General features: G+C 39.0%; 1 protein-coding gene and 3 pseudogenes. 1 reads left to right on the forward strand and 3 read right to left on the reverse strand.

Annotated features, from left to right (window positions below; all coding sequences use genetic code 11):
* A partial coding sequence (locus QTO00_RS19475; RefSeq protein WP_331426220.1) for a TetR family transcriptional regulator occupies positions 1–248 on the reverse strand: 248 nt, incomplete at its 3' end.
* Positions 249–951: 703 nt separating this feature from the next.
* Here QTO00_RS19475 and QTO00_RS19480 point away from each other — a divergent pair.
* Positions 952–1,161: pseudogene (locus QTO00_RS19480) on the forward strand (NAD(P)-binding domain-containing protein); the annotation flags it as partial.
* 1 nt (position 1,162) lies between these two features.
* On the opposite strand, the pseudogene QTO00_RS19485 reads toward QTO00_RS19480, so the two are convergent.
* A pseudogene (locus QTO00_RS19485) lies at positions 1,163–1,345 on the reverse strand (MATE family efflux transporter); the annotation flags it as partial.
* Positions 1,346–1,439: 94 nt separating this feature from the next.
* Positions 1,440–1,578 (reverse strand): annotated as a pseudogene (locus tag QTO00_RS19490) (FadR/GntR family transcriptional regulator); the annotation flags it as partial.

The following is a 1,578-nucleotide window of genomic DNA, read 5'->3' on the forward strand; positions in this document are numbered from 1 at the left end:
GCATCTTGGGGCAATTGCCTAAGCTTGCCTGAAATGGAGGTAGAATGCTGACGAAGAATCTCTCGCATGGTTTCTTCTAGCAACCCCTGCTTGCCACCAAAATAGTGGTTAATAATCCCCGAAGAGACACCCGCTTCTTTGCTTATCAGCGAAATACTTGCAGACTGCATTCCTACACGGTCGATCACTGCCATGGTGGCTTGAACAAGTTGAGGTTTGCGAATACTAGGCATACCAACCTTAGGCATTTATTCACTCCATTTATTTTTAATTGAACGTTCAATTAAATATAAAATGCCTGAATATTATTTAGTACTCAAATGATTTTTAGTTAAACGATGTAAAACAGCACAATATTCTGGTGAAAAATGCATGTACTCTAAGTGCTAAGACGATCTTAACTCAACAAATAAAATGCCATTCCAATCGGAAAGACATCGAACATCACTGGTGTTAGGCACATATTGGCTATTTAGATAAACTTAAAGATTGATAATTAGTGCACAAACAAAATAAATATTGATTGTTGAAGAGAATCTACCTTGGTCTAGGGACTGATGATGTATACAAAGTTCAAAAAAAGGTTAGAGATTAAAGCTAGGAAGCAGTACTACTCGTATAAAAGTCAGTAGCCTATCACTGGCTTGAATTGAGTTGAGAACCCTTAGTTACACCCAGGCCATTTTGTATTACAATATCAGACAAAAACACTGTAAGACGCAAGTGTAAACCTAGCTTATACAATTAAAAGAAATGAGCGAAAAAGTTGATCTTTTTCCTACACCATCATTTAAGCAAAGCCTTACAGCCCGACAAAATACTACGTAAGTCTCAATTCTGGATAAAATCTCGAGCAGTGGTTCTGTTGAGACAAATTTCTTATTGCAAATTTCTAAACAAAGAATAATACTTAGACCAATTAATCATACAATAAGATATTTGGAGCAAGATATGACTAAACCTGTTATTGGATTCATCGGCTTAGGTCTAATGGGCGGCAACATGGTTGAAAACCTACAAAACCGTGGCTACGAGCTAAACGTAATGGATCTAAACGCGGAAGCTGTTGCGGCTTGTGTTGCTCGTGGTGCTAAAAACCCAGCAACAGCAAAGGAACTTGCTGAAAACTCAGACATCATAATGCTATGTCTAACCACTTCTGAATTTGAATACCAAGTACAAATGAAACTACGGTGGTCGCAATCCCCATTGCAGCTAGAGAAACCTCACCAAGGGGAGAGACAAGAAACGTGTCGATCATCAACATTGATTGCATTAACAGTGCATTCAACGCCAATGGCCAAGCAAGTGAGAGGTTTTTTCTAATATAGGCTTTAGATGACATGAATAAACCTTTGGGAACAGCAGTGGTTTTGCATTTAATGCGAAGGCTAAGCTACTACGAAAATGAAGTAGACTTAGCCTTTTAAAGAAGTATGTTAACCGTTGACGATTTGAGCCAATTTCTGATTGTCGTCGTTTAGCAGAGTGTGAGATGCTATTTTCGCCGACTCGCCATTGCCTGCCATGATCCCATCGTAAATTGCACGATGTTCTTCTAAGCAAAAGCGGCCACCT

It is taken from the genome of Vibrio sp. M260118, assembly GCF_036533755.1.
In the GTDB taxonomy this organism is placed as follows: Bacteria; Pseudomonadota; Gammaproteobacteria; order Enterobacterales; family Vibrionaceae; genus Vibrio.